Below are 17,303 nucleotides of genomic sequence, written 5' to 3'. Positions count from 1 at the left end.
TCGAGTGGCCGAGCTGACACCGTGCTTGCGGCAGACGCAGGAGGACGCAGCGCCCGCCGCCTGATCCTTCAGCATCGCAATGATCCGCTCCTCGCTGAACCTCGATCTCTTGATCCGTCCATCTCCTTCGTCGGGACGGACCCTATCCAAATCCTGGGGCGGAAACGGGGCTCAGGTCACCCGGCGCACGGTCGCGCCGGGCACAACGCCTCACGGCCAGGGCGCCGCGCCGCCTGGCGACGGCATGGCCCGTACCCGGAACCGGGACGGACCGCGACCTTCAACCTGCGACCGGCTCGGCCAGCCGCACGGCCGTCTTGCCGCGCCAGAGGCGGCGCGAGGGCATGATCAGGACGGTCACGGGGTGCGGCGCTCGGATCTCGGTCTCGCCGTCATGGCCGATCAGCGTGCCCTCCGGCAGGGCCTCGAGGCCGCTCCAGTCCTGCGCGAAGCGGAACTCGTCGGTCTCGATCGTGACCGCGCGCGAGACCTGGAAGAACTGCATCGCCGGGGGTGCGGGGCGGTCGGCCATCCAGTCCTCGGCGAAGTCCGGCGCGGTGGCGCCCGTCGCGCGCAGGAAGCGGATCGCGGTCTCCATCGCCACGCCTTCGGCGGCGGCCTCCCAGTGCTGGCCGCACTCCACCAGCATCGCGTTGCGGGGCGAGGCCGGATCGGAGAAGCCGCCATGGTCGCGCATCCGCATCCCCTCGGCGTGACCATGGTCGTTGATGACGAGGTGGGGATAGCCGACGGTGCGGGCGAGCGCGCGCCCCTTGGGCTGCAGCCCCGCGATGGTCAGGGCCTGCGCCTTGCTCTGCATCGAGTGGATGTCGAGCAGGACATCGACGGTTTCGAGCCACGGGCGCACTTCGCGCGCGCGGCGCAGTTCCTCCGTCACCTTGCGGTCGGGGTCGTCCAGCGTCGCAGGCGCCCAGAGGCGGTTGAAATCCTCGTCGATCCAGCGCGAGGCGTCCGGCACCTCGGGGTCGAAGGCCTCGTGCGCTGCGATGTTCATGAACGCAAGCGACAGCCGCCCCTGCACGGGCCGAACCTCGCGCCGCATCAGCCAGTCGAGCGCCAAGGCGCCGCAAGGCTCGTTGCCGTGCACGATGGCGGTGACGGCGACATGGGGGCCGGGTCTGCCGCTGTCGAAGGTCCACACATAGGGGATGCCGCCGTTTCCGGCCGCGTAGGGCGTGATGTCGGGCGGGGTCAGCTCGACGGGAAAGGGGTTGGGCAGGCCTGTGGCCGATCCCTTGCGGTCCTTCGTCATTCTGCCGTGGTCCTTTCGAGCCTGCTGGCGACGTGGTCGGACAGATGCAGCGCGAGCGCCGAGAAACAGGCCTTGAGCGGCTCGTAGCCTGCGTTCGGAACGCGCGTCGCCTCGTCCATGTAAAGCTTGCGGTTGACCTCGATCTGCATCGAGTGGCGCCCGGCGGCCGGATCGCCGTTGGCGCGGATCAGTTCCATCCCCTTGTAGGGATCGTTCACCGCGACGGTGTGGCCCCGCGCCACGAGGAAGGCGCGGACGGTCTCGGTCAGCCCGGGCTCGCAGGACGTGCCGTCGCGGTCGCCCAGGACGAAATCGGGACGCGGCGTGCCGCGCTCCTGCGTCGACATCGCCGAGGCGACCTCCTGCATCGAGTGGCAGTCGACGTGCCAGACCGCGCCCCAGCGCGCGTGGCTGGCGTCGAGAAGTGCCCTCAGCCTGTCCTGGTATGGCCGGTGGTAGCGCGCGACGCGGGCCGCGATCTCGTCCCCGGTCAGGCGGCGGGCATAAAGCGGCTCTCCCCCCGGCGGCACACGGGTCCAGCACAGGCCGATGCCGAGGCCGCTTTTCACCGAAGGGTTCAGCGGGCCGGGATAGGGCCCGTCGATCTGGGCGGGGTCCATGTCGTCGGGCGCGCGGTTGGCATCGACGTAGGAGCGCGGGAAATGGGCCTCGAGCAGGACGGCGCCCGCCGCCACCGCCCCCGACCAGAGGTCGGCGACGTGGGTGTCTTCGGCGTGGCGCAGTTGCGCGGGGTCGGCGGAATGGTCGAAATCGGCCGGGTAGTCGGTGCCGGAATGGGGGCTGTCGAACACCAGCGGCAGCGACTGGGTGTCGGCGCCGCGGACGCTGAGGACGCCCGGAACGGTCTCGGTCATGCGACGCCCCCGTCATGCAGATGGCAGGCGGTGCTGCGCGCGCCGTCGGCAATGGTTCGGGGCACCTCGCGCTTGCATCGGGGTCCCGCCATCGGGCAGCGCGGGTGGAAATGGCAGCCCGCAGGCGGGTTCAGGGGCGACGGGATCTCGCCCTTCACGGTGCGGAAGGCCTGCCGCCCTGCCCCCAGCCGTGGCACCTGGTCGAGAAGCGCCTGCGTGTAGGGATGGCGGGGGCCGTCGAACAGCGCGTCGGTCGGCGCGATCTCGACGATGCGGCCGAGATACATCACCACCACGCGGTCGGCGATGTGCTCGACCACGCCGAGGTCGTGGCTGATGAACAGGTAGGTCAGGTCGAGGTCGCGGCGCAGGTCCTGAAAGAGGTTGATCACCTGCGCCTGGATCGACACGTCGAGGGCCGCGATGCTCTCGTCGCAGATCAGGAACTCGGGCTGCACCGCGAGCGCGCGGGCGATGCCGATGCGCTGGCGCTGGCCGCCCGACATCTGGTGCGGGTAGCGCTGCGCGAAGGCGCGGTCGAGGCCCACCTTCTCGAGCAGCGCGTCGACGTAGCCCGCCACCTCGCGCCGCGTGGTCAGGCCGTGATGGACCGCAGCCTCGCCCACGATGTCGACCACCTTCATGCGCGGGTTCAGGGACGACATCGGGTCCTGGAAGATCATCTGGATGCGCAGCCGCTTGTCGCGCGCCTGCGGGCTCGCGGCATCGGTGACGTCGACGCCCTCGAAGCGGATCTCGCCCTCCGACACCGGCAGGAGCCCCGCCACCATGCGCCCCAGCGTGGACTTGCCGCAGCCGCTTTCGCCCACAAGGCCTACGACCTCGCCGCGGGTGACGGCGAAGCTCGCCCCGTCGACGGCGTTCACGCAGGTCTCGCGCAGGTCGGCGCCGAGGCGACGGGCGAGGCGCTCGACACCGTCGAGCTTCTTCTCGAAGCGGCGCGTGACGCCGTGAAGGTCCAGCATCGCGTTCATGCCGCGCCCTCCGTCGAGAGGATCGGGTTGTGGCACCGCAGCGTGCGGCCCGGTCCGGCATCGGTGATGGCGGGCGCGGCCGCGCGGCAGGTTTCGGCCGCGCGCGGACAGCGCGGCGCGAAGGCGCAGCCTTCGGGCAGGCGCGCCATGTTGGGCGCCATGCCGGGGATCTGCGCCAGCCGCTCGCCCCGCCGCCCGTGGCCGGGGATCGAGCCCAGTAGCCCCTCGGTGTAGGGGTGGCCGGGCGCGGCCAGCACCGCGTCGGTCGGCCCGCTTTCGACGATCCGGCCCGCATACATGACCGAGATCCGGTCGGCGAGCCCCGCCACCACGGCAAGGTCATGGGTGATCCAGATCAGCGCCGTGCCGGTCTCGCGGGCGAGCTCCTGCACCTCGGCGAGGATCTGGCTCTGGATCGTGACGTCGAGCGCGGTCGTGGGCTCGTCGGCCACGATCAGGTCCGGGCCGTTCAGAAGCGCGATGGCGATGGCGACGCGCTGGCGCATCCCGCCCGAGAACTGGTGGGGATAGGCCTCCAGCCGCTCTTCCGGCGAGGGGATGCCGACCTTCGCCAGCGCCTGCACCGCCCGATCGCGGGCGGCGGCGTGGCTGACGCGCTCATGCGCGCGCACGGCCTCGACCATCTGGGTCTCGATGCGCAGGACGGGGTTCAGCGTCATCATCGGGTCCTGGAAGATCATCGCGATCCGGTTGCCGCGCAGGCCGCGCATCTCGCGGCCCGAAAGCTGCGCGAGGTCCTGCCCGCGGAACAGGATCTGGCCGCCCACCACACGTCCGGGCGGATCGACGAGGCGCAGGACCGAGAAGCCCGTGACCGACTTGCCCGAACCGCTTTCGCCGACGAGGCCGAGCACCTCACCCTCGCCCAGCGAGAAGCTTACGCCGTCCACCGCCTTCACGACGCCCGCATCGGTGAAGAAATGGGTCTGCAGGTCGCGCACATCGAGAACGGTCATCGGGTGAGCCTCGGGTTGAGGGTATCGCGCAGCCTGTCGCCGACCATGTTGATGGAGGCGACGATGGCCAGCAGCGCGATGCCGGGATACATGCTCATCCAGTACTGGCCCGACAGCATGTAGCCGTAGCCGTTCGCGATCAGCAGCCCCAGCGAGGGCTGGGTGATCGGCACGCCCACGCCGAGGAAGGAAAGCGAGCTTTCCAGGACGATGGTGTTGGCGACCTGCACGGTCGAGATGACGATCAGCGGCGGGATGCAGTTGGGCAGGAGATGCCCGAAGACGATGCGCCGCGCGGGCAGCCCGAGACCTCGGGCGGCGTCGATGTATTCCTTGCGCGCCTCCGACAGCGCGGTGCCGCGCACCGTCCGGGCGTAGTAGGCCCATTGCACGATGACGAGCGCGATCACGATCTTGTCGAGGCCGCGCCCGAAGGCCGCCATCAGCATCAGCGCGACGAGGATCGAGGGGAACGACAGCTGGAAGTCCACGATCCGCATCAGGACCGCGTCGGTGCGCCCCCCGGCCCAGGCGGCATAGATCCCCACCACCACGCCGATGGCCATCGCGGCCAGCGTGGCGAAGATCGAGACCGACAGCGACACGCGCAGCCCGTAGAGGATGCCCGACAGGATGTCGCGGCCCTGCTCGTCGGTGCCGAGGTGATAGGTCATGGACCCGTCGAAATTGGTCGATCCCGGCGGCTGGCGCCCGTCGAGGATGTCGAGCTGGCGCAGGTCGTATGGGTTCTGCGGCGAGATCTCGGTGGCGAAGATCGCGAGCACCGCAAGCAGAACCAGGCTCGCCGTCGCGACATAGGCGGAGGGACCCGAGAAGAACTTGCGCGCCCGTCCCCGCAGGAGGCCGGCGGCCAGCACGACAAGGCCCGCAAGCAGCACCACGCGCGCCGGCAGCAGAACGCCCCCCTCGGCCGTCAGGAGGACCGCAAGCGCCGCGGCGACGCCGACGCCCGCGCCGAGGTTGACCCGACGCCAGCGGTCGCCGGCGGGCACGGCGGGCGGCGCGGCCAGGCTGCTCTCGGGCAAGGTGGTCTCGGGCGCGCTCATGCCGCACCTCCCTTCACCCGGACCCGCGGATCGAGGAGCGTGTAGATCACGTCCACCATGAGGTTGATCACGATGAAGATGATGACAGTGAGCATCAGGTACGAGACGATTACCGGCCGGTCGAGCGTCAGGATCGAGTCGATCAGGAGCTTGCCCATGCCCGGCCATGCGAAGACCGTCTCGGTGACGACGGCGAAGGCGATCATCGAGCCAAGCTCGAGGCCGAGCACGGTAATGATCGGGATCATGATGTTTTTCAGGACGTGCACCACGAGGATGCGGGTCTCCGACAGGCCCTTGGCGCGGGCGAACTTGACGTAGTCCTGCATCAGCGCCTCCTGCGTGCCGGCGCGCGCCAGCCGCGTGACGAGCGACGCCTTGTAGAGCGCCAGCGTCAGCGCCGGCAGCAGCATGTGCTGCAACCCGTCGGCGGTGAAGATCGACAGCCGCAGTCCCAGCACCTCGACGGTCTCGCCGCGCCCGGTGGATGGCAGCCATTGCAGCTCGACCGCGAAGATCAGGATCAGCAGCATCCCGACCCAGAAATTGGGCAGCGAGAAGCCGAAGATCGAGCCGGTCATGATCGCCCTGCCCTGCCAGCGGTCGGCCTTGTAGCCGGCATAGACGCCCAGCGGCACGCCGATCAGGACCGAGAAGACCAGCCCCAGCGCCGCAAGCTCAAGCGTCGCGGGCATGTAGGACAGGATCAGCTGCACGGCCGGTTCGCCATGCACGAAACTGCGCCCCAGATCGCCTTGCAGTGCATTTCCCACGAACTTGAGGAACTGGATGAAGACGGGCTGATCGAAGCCGAAGCGCGCCATCGTCTCGTCGATCTCGGCGGGCGTCGCGTCGGGCGAGATCAGGATGTCGACCGGGTTGCCGATCATGTAGACGCCGAAGAACACGACGACCATCATGGCGATCAGCACGAAGACCGATTGCGCAAGGCGCCGGAGCAGGAAGACGAGCATCGCGGAGGCGTCCCGAAGGTTCAGTGGCGGGGGATGCCGCGCGGGAAGAACCCCCGCGCGGCCTTTGGTGACGGTGCCTCAGCCCGCCGGACGGATCAGGTAGGGCAGCGTGTACTGGTCGGCGCGCGGCGTGTAGTCGATGGCGGCGCGCATCGCCCAGGGCGTGACCTCGTAGTGCAGCGGGATGATCGCGTAGTCGTCCATCGCCATCCGCGACGCCTGCCGCAGCAGGGCCTCGCGCTCGGCGTCGTCGACCGTGCGCAGCGCCTCGAGCAGGACGGCGTCCATGTCGGGGTTGGAGTACTGCCCGCGGTTGGTCCCGCCAAGGCCGAGATCGGCATTGCGGGTCGCCAGAAGCGCCCGGAGCGGCGAGGACATCTCGCCCGTGCCGGCGCCCCAGCCCGCGAGGTAGGCCGAGAACTCGAACGCGTTGCGCCGCGAGAAGAACGTCGAGGCGGTCGAGGCGTCGATTCCTGTGTCCAAGCCGATCCGCGCCCACATCTGCGCCACGGCCTGGGCCACCTGAGCGTCGTTGATGTAGCGGTCGTTCGGCGTGCCGATGGTGATGCCGAAGCCCTCGGGATAGCCCGCCTCGGCCAGAAGCGCCTGCGCCCGCTCGGCGTCGTAGGCCCGCGGCGGCAGGTCGCCCTCCTCGTGGGCGCCGAACATGCCCGGCGGCAGCAGCTCGCCCGCCGACACCGCCACGCCGCCCATGATCCGCTCGACGATGGCGTCGCGGTTGACCGCGATGGTCAGCGCCTCGCGCACCCGGATGTCCTGAAGCGGGTTGGCGCCGTCGGTGCCGGTGATCATCGGCGAGGGCACCTGCGCGTGGTCGAGGTGGATATAGATCACGCGGTTGGAGATGCCCTGCACGACGCGCAGGTCGTCATCGGCGCGCAGGCGCTCGAGGTCCTGGAGCGGCGGGTTCTCCACGAAGTCCACGTCGCCCGCGATCAGCGCCGCGACCCGCGGCCCCTCGGAGGTGAGCGGAAGCATCGTCACCCGCTCCCACGGGGCGGCCTCGCCCCAGTAGCCGGGGTTGCGCACCAGCTCGATGCCCTCGCCGCGGCGGAAGCTTTCCAGCAGGAAGGGGCCGGTGCCGATGGCGGCGGAGCCGTCGTTGAAGGCTTGCGTCGCCGGCACGGGCAGGTCGCCGCAGCCCTCGGGGCTGAAGTCGATGGCCGCGCCGTCCACGCCGTTGGCGCGCGCCGAGATGATGCCGAAGGTCGAGAACTCGGTCGGCATCAGCGGGTAAGGCTCGGCGCTGTGGACGATCAGCGTATGAGGATCGGGCACCTCCATGTCGGTGATGCCGCCCGTGTAGGTGGTGAAGAGCGAGGGCGAATCCGGCACGCCGGGGATGCGGCAGACGGTGTAGACCACGTCGTAGGCGTCGAAGGGCGAGCCGTCGGAGAAGGTGACGTCCGTGCGCAGGTTGAACTGCCACGTCGTCTCGCCGACCGGCTCCCAGCTTGTCGCGAGAAGCGGGGTCAGCTGCTGCGCCTCGTCGGTGCCGACGAGCGATTCGAAGATGTTGCGGCGCAGCTGGTTGTTCGGGCCGAGATTGTGGAAATGCGGGTCGGCGGACGACGGCTCGGACGCAAGGCCGATCCGCAGGTCCTGTGCCGCAAGCGGAAGGGCCGGGATCGCGGCAAGCGCCACGACGGCCAGGCCGCGGAAAACGGGGCTGGACATGACTGGTGGTCTCCTCTGTTGGCGCGCCGGGTTGGCCGCCCGCGGCGGCACCCGGCAGCGCTTGCTCCCATGACGCCGGGTACCGTAGCCGATGCCCGCGACGCGGAAATTGGAAACAGCATGTCCTGGTGTTATGGACCTATAAGGATTCTGCATGGGGCCGGTCCGGCATGGGAGGAACGCGATGCGGCCAAGGGCATCCATCCGCGAATACGAGGTGCTGCGCGCCATCATCACCTCGGGCACGGTGACGGCGGCGGCGCACCGGCTGGGCATTTCGCAACCGGCGGTCAGCCGGCTTCTCGCGCAACTCGAGAGCAACGTGGGCGTCACCCTGTTCGAGCGTCGGGGCGGCCGGCTTCGCCCCACCGCCGAGGCGGTGCGCCTGAACGACCGGCTCGACCGGCTTTTCGACGCGCTGACCTTCCTTGACGGCACCGACCCCTCCGACCCGGCCAGCCAGCCGCTCAGGCTTGCCGCGCCTCCGACGCTGGGGCACCGGTTCCTCGCCCGGGCGATGGCGAGCTTCATGAAGCAGAACCCGGGCCAGATGATCTCGCTCGAGACGTGCACCTCGAACGGGCTGGTCAGCCTGTTGGTGGACGACACGATCGACCTCGGCTTCACGCTGGCCGAGCTGACCCATTCCGCGATGGAGCTGATCCCGTTCCACCGGACGCTCGCCGTCGCGGTGATGGCGCGCGACCATCCGCTTGCCCGCCACGAGGTGATCACGCCCGAGATCCTGCACGACGAGGACCACATCGCGCTGATGCGGCGGCACATGGTGCGCACCCGGCTCGACCAGGTCTTCGCGCGGGCGGGCGTCAGGCCCCGCACCGTGGCGGAGGTCGCGACCGGCGTCAGCGCCATCACGCTGGCCCGGCACGGCGTCGGCGTGGCGGTGATCTGCCCCTTCCCGCTCCTGCGCCTGCACGACCCGGACCTTGCGATCCGCCCCTTCGCGCCCGAGTTCGCCTACCGGGCCTCCTTCGCGGTCTCGACGGTGCGGCCCCTGTCGAAACAGGCGCGCGCGTTCATGCGCCACGTGCAGTTCGCGGTGCGCTCGGAGGGATGGCCCGCGCCCGAGCGGTCCGCCGCACCGTAACGCGCGCCCGGTCCGGGCAACGGAGGAAGGCCCCCGCGGGCGGACGCCTCAGCGTTCGCCGCGGCGATAGGGCTGCATCAGTGCCTGCGGCACCCGCGCCTTTCGCGCCATCACGACCAGTGCCAGCATCGACAGGACGTAGGGCAGCATCAGGAACAGCTGGTAGGGCACGCCGTCCACGACGGTCTGCAGGCGCAGCTGGAAGGCGTCGAAGAACGCGAACAGGACAGCGCCGAGCAGCGCCCGCCCCGGTCGCCACAGCGCGAAGACGACCAGCGCTATGCAGATCCACCCCCTGCCCTGCACCATCGTGGGAAAGAAGGAATTGAAGGCCGCGAGGGTCAGGAACGCGCCTGCCAGCCCCATCAGCGCCGACCCGGCCATGATCGTGCCGATGCGCAGCCAGACAGGGTCGATCCCCTGCGCGTCCACGGCATGGGGGTTCTCGCCCGTCATGCGGATGGCGAGGCCCAGCGGCGTCCGGTAGAGCACCCATGCCAGAACCGCCACGAGGACCAGCGCGAGGTAGGTTGGGGCCGTCTGGTTGAACAGGACCGGGCCGAGGAACGGGATCTCCGAAAGCCCCGGCACGGCGATCGGGCGGAAGGGCTCGACCGTCGGGGGCGAGGTCGCCGTGGGAACCGCGAGGCGGAAGACGTAATAGGAGAAGCTCGACGCGAAAAGCGTGATGCCGAGGCCCGTGACATGCTGGCTGAGCCCGAGAGGCACGGTCATCGCGGCATGGAGCAGGCCGAACATCGCCCCGCAGACCGCCGCAGCCGCAAGCCCCGTCCACAGGTCGGCGCCCGAATAGACCGTGAGCCACCCGATCATCGCGCCGAAGGTCATGATCCCCTCTATCCCGAGGTTCAGGACGCCCACCCGCTCGCACAGAAGAACGCCCAGCGTGCCGAGGATGAAGGGGGTCGCGATGCGCAGCACCGCCTCCCACATGCCTACCGAGGACAGGATGTCGAGGACCACGTTCATCGCCGCACCCGGTATTGCGTGAGGAAGATCGCCACGAGCATCGTCAGAAGCGAAAGCGCCACGGTGACGTCGGCGATGTAGGACGGAATGCCGAGCGCGCGGCTCATGGAATCGGCGCCGACGAACATCACCGCCGAAAACAGCGCCGCGCCGATCACGCCGACGGGATTGAGGTTGGCGAGCATGGCGATGACGATCCCCGAATAGCCGTAGTTCGGCGACAGGTCCGTGGTGACGTAGCCCTTCACCCCCATCACCTCGACTGCGCCCGCAAGCCCCGCAAGCCCGCCCGAAAGGCACGCCACCAGCGCCAGGGTCCGGCCCAGCGGCACACCCGCGAAGGCGGCCGCGCGCGCGTTGAGGCCCGTTGCCCGCGAGCGCATCCCGAACACGGTGCGCGACTGGATCCACCAGACGGCAACGGCCAGCGCCAGCGCGACCGGCAGCCCCGCGTGGAGGCGCGAACGCTCGACCAGCTGCGGCAGGAGCGCGGCGTCGGGCACCGGAACCGACTGCGGCCAGCCGAAGGCGAGCGGATCTTTCAGCGGTCCCTCGATCATCATCGAGACGAAGAGAATGGCCACGAAATTCAGCAGAAGCGTCGTCACCACCTCGTCCACGCCGAAGCGCAGCTTCAGCGCCACGGGAACCAGAAGCAGCGCCACGCCCGCCAGCGCCCCGGTGACGAGGCAGGCGAGGATGGCCACCGGCGCGGGCGCGCCCGCAAGGCCGGGAAGCAGCCCGAAGGCGGTGACGGCCAGCGCTCCGACGTAGAACTGTCCCTCGCCACCGATGTTCCAGAGCCGCGCGCGGAACGCGACGGCGGCGGCGAGGCCCGTCAGGATGAGCGGTGTCGCGCGCGTCAGCGTCTCGGTGATCCCCAGCCGCGAGCCGAAGGCGCCCCTGAGGATCAGGCCGTAGGCCTCGAAGGCGTTGGCGCCCGCGATGGCGATGAGCACGCCCGCCACGACGAGGGCCGCGAGGATCGCCCCGAGCGGCGCGAGGATCGTGAGGGCGGCAGAGGAACTCTCCCGGCGTTCAAGGCGCATCGGCTGCCTCCGCGTTGCGTTCGATGGCGCGCGCGGTGTCCCAGTCGCCCGCCATCATGAGCCCCAGAAGCCGCGCGTCGGCGCGCTCGGCCGGGATCGCGGGCGACAGCCTGCCCCCGACGATCGCGCGGATCCTGTCGGACAGCGCGATCACCTCGTCGAGGTCTTCCGAGATGAGAAGGACCCCCGCCCCCCGCGCGCGCGCCTCGATCAGGCGGCGATGGACGCCCGCGATCGCCCCTTCGTCCAGTCCGCGGCTCGGCTGCGCGGCGATCAGGATGGAGGGCCCGGCCTCGAGGACGCGGCCGAGGATGAGCTTCTGCATGTTGCCCCCCGACAACAGGCGCACGCGGCCGTCCACATGCGCGCCGCGCACGTCGTAGTCCTCCAGCAGGCGGGCCGCCGCCGCGCGCGCCGCCGCGCGCCGCACGATCCCGCGCCGCGAGAACTCGGGCGACCACAGCCGTTCGAGCACCACGTTCTCCCAGGTCGTCATGTCGCCCAGCACGCCCTCCGCGTGCCGGTCCTCGGGGATGCGCCCGATGCCGGCGGCGATGACGTGGGGCACGTCGTGCCGTCCAAGCGGCGCACCCTTGATCCGCAGGGTCCCGCGGTCGGGCGGGTAAAGGCCCGACACGACGCCCGCGAGGGTCGTCTGTCCGTTGCCGGAGACGCCGATGATGCCCAGCGTCTCGCCCGCGCGAAGGCGGAAATCGACGCCGTTGAGCGGCGCGCCCCCGCGCCCCGAAAGGTGCAGGTCCTCGGCCTCCAGAAGCACGGCGCCCGGACGCGCCGGCGGCCGTTCGGGACGCTCCACCGCGCGGCCGACCATCAGTTCGGCCAGCTCGTCCTTCGTGGTCTCGCGCGTCGCGCGTTCGGCCACGACCCGTCCGCCGCGCAGCACGACGACCCGGTCGGAGGCCGACATCACCTCGTGCAGCTTGTGGGAGATGAAGATGATCGACAGCCCCTTGGCGGCCATCTCGCGCAGGGTCGCGAACAGGCGGTCGGCCTGCTGCGTCGTCAGGACGGCCGTGGGCTCGTCGAGGATGAGGATGCGCGCCTCGTTGTAGAGCGCCTTGAGGATCTCGACCCGCTGGCGTTCGCCCACCGACAGGTCCGCGACGCGGGCGTCGGGATCGACGGGCAGGCCGAACCTCTCGGACAGGCCCGCCAGCCGCCGCCGCGCCGCCGCGCGGTCCGACCGCGGCTTCCACAGCGGCTCTGTCCCGGTCATCACGTTGTCCAGAACGCTGAGGTTCGCGGCCAGCGCGAAGTGCTGGTGGACCATGCCCACGCCCGCGTGGATGGCGGCGCGCGACTTGCCGGGCGGCAGGGCCCGCCCCTCGACGCGCACCTCGCCCGCATCGGCCGTGTAGTGGCCGAACAGGATCGACATGAGCGTCGTCTTCCCCGCGCCGTTCTCTCCCAGAAGCGCCACGACCTCGCCCCGCTCCAGGTGGAGCGAGACGTCGTCGTTGGCGAGCGTGGAGCCGAAGCGCTTGGTGATGCCGTCCAGCTCGAGGACGCGCGTCACGCCCGCCCCCCGCAGGGGGCGGGATCCATCGCCTGGCCTTGCGGCATCAGGCGGGCTCGTCGAAGTTGCGCGGAACCTCGAATTCGCCCGCCTTAATGGCTGCGCGCACCTCTTCCATCCGCGCGACCGCCTCGGCCGGCGCCACGCCCTCGACGTAGGAGATGTCGTTCCCGCCATCGGCCATGAGGCTGAGCGGCGTGTAGTTCCGCCCGGTGGGGTTGCCGGCCACCGCATCGGCGAGGGCGGCGTCCATGAGCGGACGGAAGAACCACAGCGCGTTCGCGAAGACCGTGGAGGGGTAGCGCGGCGTATAGTCGATGAGCGAGCCGATCGCGGGGATGCCCCGCTCCTGCGCCGCGTCGGCGGTGCCGATCCGTTCGCCGAAGAGGATGTCCGCGCCCGCGTCGATCTGGGCAAGCCCCGCCTCGCGCGCCTGCGGCGGGTCGAAGAAGGTGCCGATGAAGCTGACGATGTGCTCGGCGTCGGGATTGACCGCCTTCACGCCGTCGGCGAAGCCATTGATCAGCATGTTGACCTCGGGGATCGGGATCGCGCCGACCGAGCCGACGATGCCCGTCTCGGTCATCGCGCCCGCGAGCATCCCCGCAAGGTAGGCCGCTTCCCAGTTCCAGGTGCCGAAGACGCCGAAGTTGTCGCCCGCCGCATCCCCGGAAGAGCCCATGAGGAAGGACGTCTCGGGGTAGTCGGCGGCGACCGTGCGGGCCTCGCGTTCGACGGCGTAGGATTCGCCCACGATCAGGACGTTGCCGGCCTCGGCGAACTCGCGCATGGCGCGCGGGTAGTCGGTGCCCGAAACGCCCTCGGAGAAGGTGTATTCGATCGCGCCCTCGGCGTCGGCGGCGACCATCGCGGCATGAAGGATCGAGTTCCAGGCGTTCTCCACCGGGGACGCATGGATGCCTGCGACCTTCACCGGGCCGGACTGTGCGCGAAGGATCGACGGAGCGGCGAGCGTGGTCGCCCCGATGGCGGCGCCGGTCGTCAGAAGGCGGCGGCGGTTGATGTGGAAGCGGCTCATGGCGGTGTCTCCTCGTTGGCGGCCGAATCGTTGCCGGCCGATCGTGACGGCCACACCTTCTCTGCAATGCCGGCGAAGTCGAGCGGCCCCGGCCGTGCGCCCATGCTAACTGCACATTTTCCACGCAAGGAAGCGTGAAATGCATCTTCGTTGAGCGCGTTCATGGTTCAGGACGCAGCCTTGGGCGCGTAGTCGGCGGGATCGACGGTCTCGGGCCGGCCATCGAGTGCGAGGCGCGACCGCTCGGGAGGGGTCTCGGAGATGACCTTGCCGCGCCGGATGACCTTCAGCCGGTTCGGCCTCAGGCGGATCGCCTCGGCCGGATCGCGGGCCTGAAGAAGCACCATGTCGGCATGGCATCCGGGCTCCAGCCCGTAGCCCTCGAGCCCCAGGACCTTCGCCGGCACCGTCGTCACCGCGTCGAACAGGGTCCTCTTGTCGGCGGCCGAGCCCATCTGGGTGGCGTGCACGGCAATGTGCGCGACGTCCAGAAGGTCGCCCGACCCCATCGAATACCACGGGTCGAGCACGCAATCCTGTCCCAGCGCCACCGGGATGCCCATGGCCAGCATCTCGGGGATACGCGTCAGGCCGCGCCGCTTCGGGTAGGTGTCGTGGCGCCCCTGCAGCATCATGTTGATGAGCGGGTTCGGGATCGCGGCCATCTCGGCTTCGGCCATCATTGGCAGAAGCTTCGAGACGTAGTAGTTGTCCATCGAATGCATCGAGGTGAGATGCGAGCCCGCCACCCTGCCCTGAAGGCCGAAGCGCACGGTCTGCGCCGCCAGCGTCTCGACGTGGCGGGACAGCGGGTCGTCGGTCTCGTCGCAATGCATGTCCACGCGCAGCCCCCGCTCCGCCGCGATCCGGCACAGCGCCTCGACCGAGGCGCGGCCGTCCTCCATCGTGCGCTCGAAATGCGGGATGCCGCCCACGACATCCACCCCCATGTCGAGCGCGCGAGACAGCGCCGCCTCGGCCTCGGGGGAGCGGTAAAGGCCGTCCTGCGGGAAGGCGACGAGCTGCAGGTCGAGATAGGGCGCGACGCGCTCGCGGACCTCCAGAAGGCCCTCGACGGTCACGAGCTTCGGGTCCGAGACGTCGACATGGCTGCGGACCGCCAGAAGCCCCTTGGTCACGGCGAGGTCGCAGTAGCGCATGGCGCGCTCGACGACGGCCTCGCGCGTCAGCATCGGACGCAACTCCCCCCAGAGCGCGATGCCTTCGAGCAGCGTGCCCGACACGTTCATGCGCGGCAGGCCAAGCGACAGCGTGGCGTCCATGTGGAAATGCGGATCGACGAAGGGCGGCGTCAGAAGGTTACCCCCGGCCTCGATCACCTCGCGGGCCTGCGCGGCGATGCCGGCGGCCACCTCCACGATCCGGCCATCCCGGACCGCGATGTCCTGCCCCAGCCTGCCATCGGGCAGCGTCGCGCCACGGATCAAGAGGTCGAAGGTCACGTCGCCAATTCCTTTCATGCCGGTGCGGCGCGCCGCCGGAAGGCGCGACTTGCGCCATCCCCCAATCGAATGGTTGCGCGGTCGCAGTCAAGCCCGCGTTGCAGGGGCGCGCGCGCCGGACGCCGCCCTCGTCAGGACACAGGCATCGGCGCCCCCTGCCCGTCCAGGGGCACGAGCAGGACGAAGCAGACCGCAAGACCCAGCAGGAACAGGGTAAGCAGCACCAGCATCGCGACGTAGCGCCGATCGACATCGAGGATGCGCCCGAGGTTCGTGCGCAGGCCAAGTGCCGCGATCGCGACGATCAGGCAGGCCTGCGACAGCGTCACGAGCTGCGCCACGAGCCAGCCCGGCAGGACGTTCGCGTTGCCGAGGACCGCGAGCGCGACGAAGACCACGAGGAACCACGGCAGGCCCTTCCGGCCCTCGCCCGTCCCCCGGAACGACAGCGCGACCAGCAGCAGGACCGCCGGCAGCAGCGCCACGCGCAGCATCTTCACGAAGGTCGCGAGAACGCCCACCTCGTCGCTGATGGAATGGCCCGCGCCCGCGACCTGGGCCACGTCGTGGATCGTCGCGCCGATCAGGAACGCGGTCTCGGCGGGGTTGAAATCGAGGGCGCGGAACAGGATCGGGTAGGCGATCATGGCCAGCGTCGAGAGGACCGTGACCCCGGTGATCACCAGAAGCGTGTCCGCCTCGCGGCCCTCCCGCCGGGGCAGCACGCTGGCGATGGCGAGCGCGGCCGAGGCGCCGCAGATCGCCACGGACCCGCCCGCGAGCAGCCCGAACGCCTTCTTCCGTCCGAAGACGTAGGACAGGAACACCCCGGCGCCGAGCGTCGCGAGCACGAGGACCGCGACGGCGAGCACCGGAAACCAGCCCAGAACCGACACGTCCTGCACGCTCAGCCTCAGGCCCATCAGCGCGACGCCCCACCGCAGGAGAGTCTGCGAGGCGAAGCCCACCCCCTGCGCGCAGGTCGGCTGATCGGCCACGGCATGAAGCGACATGCCGATCAGCAGCGCGAACAGCATGACCGGCGCGCCGTAGCTCTGGGCAAGGAAATTGGCCGCCGCGCCGACCATTCCGGCCAGCACGAGCCCGCGCCCCAGGGACCGCCAGTCCGACCCGGGGCCGGCCGGCAGCAGGCCCGCGATGCGAGACACCGTCACGCCCCGGCGAGGGCCCGGTCGTAGCCGAACAGCGCGACCGATCCGCCGGTGTGCAGGAACACCACGCGCTCGCCCTTTCCGAAATGCCCCTTGCGCACGAGGTCGATCAGGCCCGCCGCGCCCTTGGCCGAATAGACCGGGTCGAGCAGGATGCCCTCGAGCTGGGCGAACATGCGGATCGCCTCCAGCCCGCTTTCCGTCGGGATACCGTAGCCGGCGCCGACGTAGTCGGTGTTGGCGACCACGTCCTCGCGGGCGACCACGTCAGGGCAACCCAGCTTTTCCGCCGTCCTGACGGCAAGGGCGAAGACGTTGCCTTCCTGCACCGGACGCGGCGCTCGCACGCCGATGCCCAGAAGCGGGATCTGCGCGTTGCACGCCTTCAGACCGGTCACGAGGCCCGCCTGCGTGCCAGCGCTGCCGGTGGCATGGACGATGTGATCGACGGCGAGGGCGCGGTCGTTGAGCTGTCCCACCAGCTCGAAGGCGCAGTTGACGTAGCCGAGCGCGCCGGTGGGGTTCGATCCGCCGCCGGGGATGATGTAGACCTTTCGGCCTTCCGCGCGGAACCGCTCGGCCACCGTCTCCATCTCGGCGTTCATGTCCGCGCCGCCCGGCCGCGTCTCGGTCGTGGCGCCGTGCAGATGGTCGAGCAGGACGTTGCCGTTGCCGATGTAGTTGGGGTCGTTCGAGCCGGTCCTGTCCTCCAGCAGGAGGTGGCAGCCCATTCCGAGCTTCGCGGCGAAGGCGGCGGTCTGGCGGGCGTGGTTCGACTGCGTCGCGCCCTGCGTGATGACCATGTCCGCGCCCTGAAGCTCGGCCTCGGCCATCAGGAACTCGAGCTTGCGCGTCTTGTTGCCGCCCGTCGAAAGGCCCGTGCAATCGTCGCGCTTGATCCAGATGTCCGGCCCGCCAAGCTCGGCGCTCAGGCGGTCGAGCCGCTCCAGCGGTGTCGGAAGATGCGCGAGGAAGCGGCGCGGAAAGCGGGCGAGGTTCATGGGGGCGGCGTCCTTCTCTTGAATGATATTCCAGTTAGCACCGCGCATCTGTGACAGCGAATGGATATGTTGCATCATGACTTGC

At 70.0% G+C, this 17,303-nt stretch carries 15 protein-coding genes and 1 pseudogene; 1 reads left to right on the top strand and 15 read right to left on the bottom strand.

Annotation, left to right across the window (positions count from 1 at the left end; genetic code table 11):
• Nucleotides 1–3 precede the first annotated feature (3 nt).
• From P6F26_RS03620 to P6F26_RS03585, 8 genes and pseudogenes are all read right to left on the bottom strand, one after another.
• A pseudogene (locus P6F26_RS03620) lies at nt 4–114 on the bottom strand (transposase); the annotation flags it as partial.
• 166 nt (nt 115–280) lie between these two features.
• Nucleotides 281–1,273: a M14 family metallopeptidase gene (locus tag P6F26_RS03615; protein WP_278027283.1), complete on the bottom strand. Its 993-nt coding sequence runs from the start codon at nt 1,271–1,273 to the stop codon at nt 281–283.
• Nucleotides 1,270–2,148 (bottom strand): N-formylglutamate amidohydrolase, encoded by an 879-nt coding sequence (locus P6F26_RS03610; protein WP_278027282.1) that lies wholly within the window; start codon nt 2,146–2,148, stop codon nt 1,270–1,272. The genes P6F26_RS03615 and P6F26_RS03610 overlap by 4 nt, the downstream gene beginning before the upstream one ends.
• The gene (locus P6F26_RS03605; protein WP_347403030.1) at nt 2,145–3,143 is read right to left on the bottom strand and encodes an ABC transporter ATP-binding protein; all 999 of its coding nucleotides are present in this window, start codon (nt 3,141–3,143) and stop codon (nt 2,145–2,147) included. The genes P6F26_RS03610 and P6F26_RS03605 overlap by 4 nt, the downstream gene beginning before the upstream one ends.
• Nucleotides 3,140–4,120, bottom strand: coding sequence for an ABC transporter ATP-binding protein (locus P6F26_RS03600; RefSeq protein WP_278027281.1), 981 nt, complete (start codon nt 4,118–4,120; stop codon nt 3,140–3,142). Before P6F26_RS03600 ends, P6F26_RS03605 begins: the two co-directional genes overlap by 4 nt.
• A complete protein-coding gene (locus P6F26_RS03595; RefSeq protein ID WP_278027280.1) occupies nt 4,117–5,187 on the bottom strand; it encodes an ABC transporter permease in 1,071 nt (356 codons plus the stop codon). Before P6F26_RS03595 ends, P6F26_RS03600 begins: the two co-directional genes overlap by 4 nt.
• Nucleotides 5,184–6,161, bottom strand: coding sequence for an ABC transporter permease (locus tag P6F26_RS03590; protein ID WP_278027279.1), 978 nt, complete (start codon nt 6,159–6,161; stop codon nt 5,184–5,186). Before P6F26_RS03590 ends, P6F26_RS03595 begins: the two co-directional genes overlap by 4 nt.
• Before the next feature lie 78 nt (nt 6,162–6,239).
• The gene (locus P6F26_RS03585) at nt 6,240–7,859 is read right to left on the bottom strand and encodes an ABC transporter substrate-binding protein (protein WP_278027278.1); all 1,620 of its coding nucleotides are present in this window, start codon (nt 7,857–7,859) and stop codon (nt 6,240–6,242) included.
• A gap of 184 nt (nt 7,860–8,043) precedes the next feature.
• On the opposite strand from P6F26_RS03585, the gene P6F26_RS03580 reads away from it, so the two are divergent.
• Nucleotides 8,044–8,967 (top strand): LysR family transcriptional regulator, encoded by a 924-nt coding sequence (locus tag P6F26_RS03580; RefSeq protein ID WP_278027277.1) that lies wholly within the window; start codon nt 8,044–8,046, stop codon nt 8,965–8,967.
• Between the two features lie 48 nt (nt 8,968–9,015).
• On the opposite strand, the gene P6F26_RS03575 is transcribed toward P6F26_RS03580, so the two are convergent.
• The 7 genes from P6F26_RS03575 to cuyA all read right to left on the bottom strand — a co-directional run bounded on the left by P6F26_RS03575 (nt 9,016) and on the right by cuyA (nt 17,218).
• Complete coding sequence (locus P6F26_RS03575; protein ID WP_278027276.1) at nt 9,016–9,957, bottom strand: ABC transporter permease; 942 nt, start codon at nt 9,955–9,957, stop codon at nt 9,016–9,018.
• Nucleotides 9,954–11,006: an ABC transporter permease gene (locus tag P6F26_RS03570; protein ID WP_278027275.1), complete on the bottom strand. Its 1,053-nt coding sequence runs from the start codon at nt 11,004–11,006 to the stop codon at nt 9,954–9,956. The genes P6F26_RS03575 and P6F26_RS03570 overlap by 4 nt, the downstream gene beginning before the upstream one ends.
• Nucleotides 10,996–12,543 (bottom strand): ABC transporter ATP-binding protein, encoded by a 1,548-nt coding sequence (locus P6F26_RS03565; protein WP_278027274.1) that lies wholly within the window; start codon nt 12,541–12,543, stop codon nt 10,996–10,998. The genes P6F26_RS03570 and P6F26_RS03565 overlap by 11 nt, the downstream gene beginning before the upstream one ends.
• Before the next feature lie 46 nt (nt 12,544–12,589).
• On the bottom strand, nt 12,590–13,582 hold the full coding sequence (locus tag P6F26_RS03560) for a BMP family protein (RefSeq protein WP_278027273.1): 993 nt from the start codon (nt 13,580–13,582) through the stop codon (nt 12,590–12,592).
• A gap of 167 nt (nt 13,583–13,749) precedes the next feature.
• Nucleotides 13,750–15,045, bottom strand: a complete 1,296-nt coding sequence (locus P6F26_RS03555; RefSeq protein ID WP_278027272.1) for an amidohydrolase family protein — start codon at nt 15,043–15,045, stop codon at nt 13,750–13,752.
• Between the two features lie 131 nt (nt 15,046–15,176).
• Entirely contained in the window at nt 15,177–16,214 is a 1,038-nt protein-coding gene (locus P6F26_RS03550) for a YeiH family protein (RefSeq protein ID WP_278027271.1), read from the bottom strand.
• A gap of 2 nt (nt 16,215–16,216) precedes the next feature.
• Entirely contained in the window at nt 16,217–17,218 is a 1,002-nt protein-coding gene (gene cuyA, locus P6F26_RS03545; RefSeq protein ID WP_278027270.1) for a D-cysteate sulfo-lyase, read from the bottom strand.
• Nucleotides 17,219–17,303: the final 85 nt, after the last annotated feature.

Source organism: Roseicyclus salinarum (genome assembly GCF_029624655.1).
GTDB lineage: Bacteria > Pseudomonadota > Alphaproteobacteria > Rhodobacterales > Rhodobacteraceae > Roseibacterium > Roseibacterium salinarum.
The sequence above is the reverse complement of the archived record's forward strand: the minus strand, read 5'-3'. Positions and strand labels throughout refer to the sequence as shown.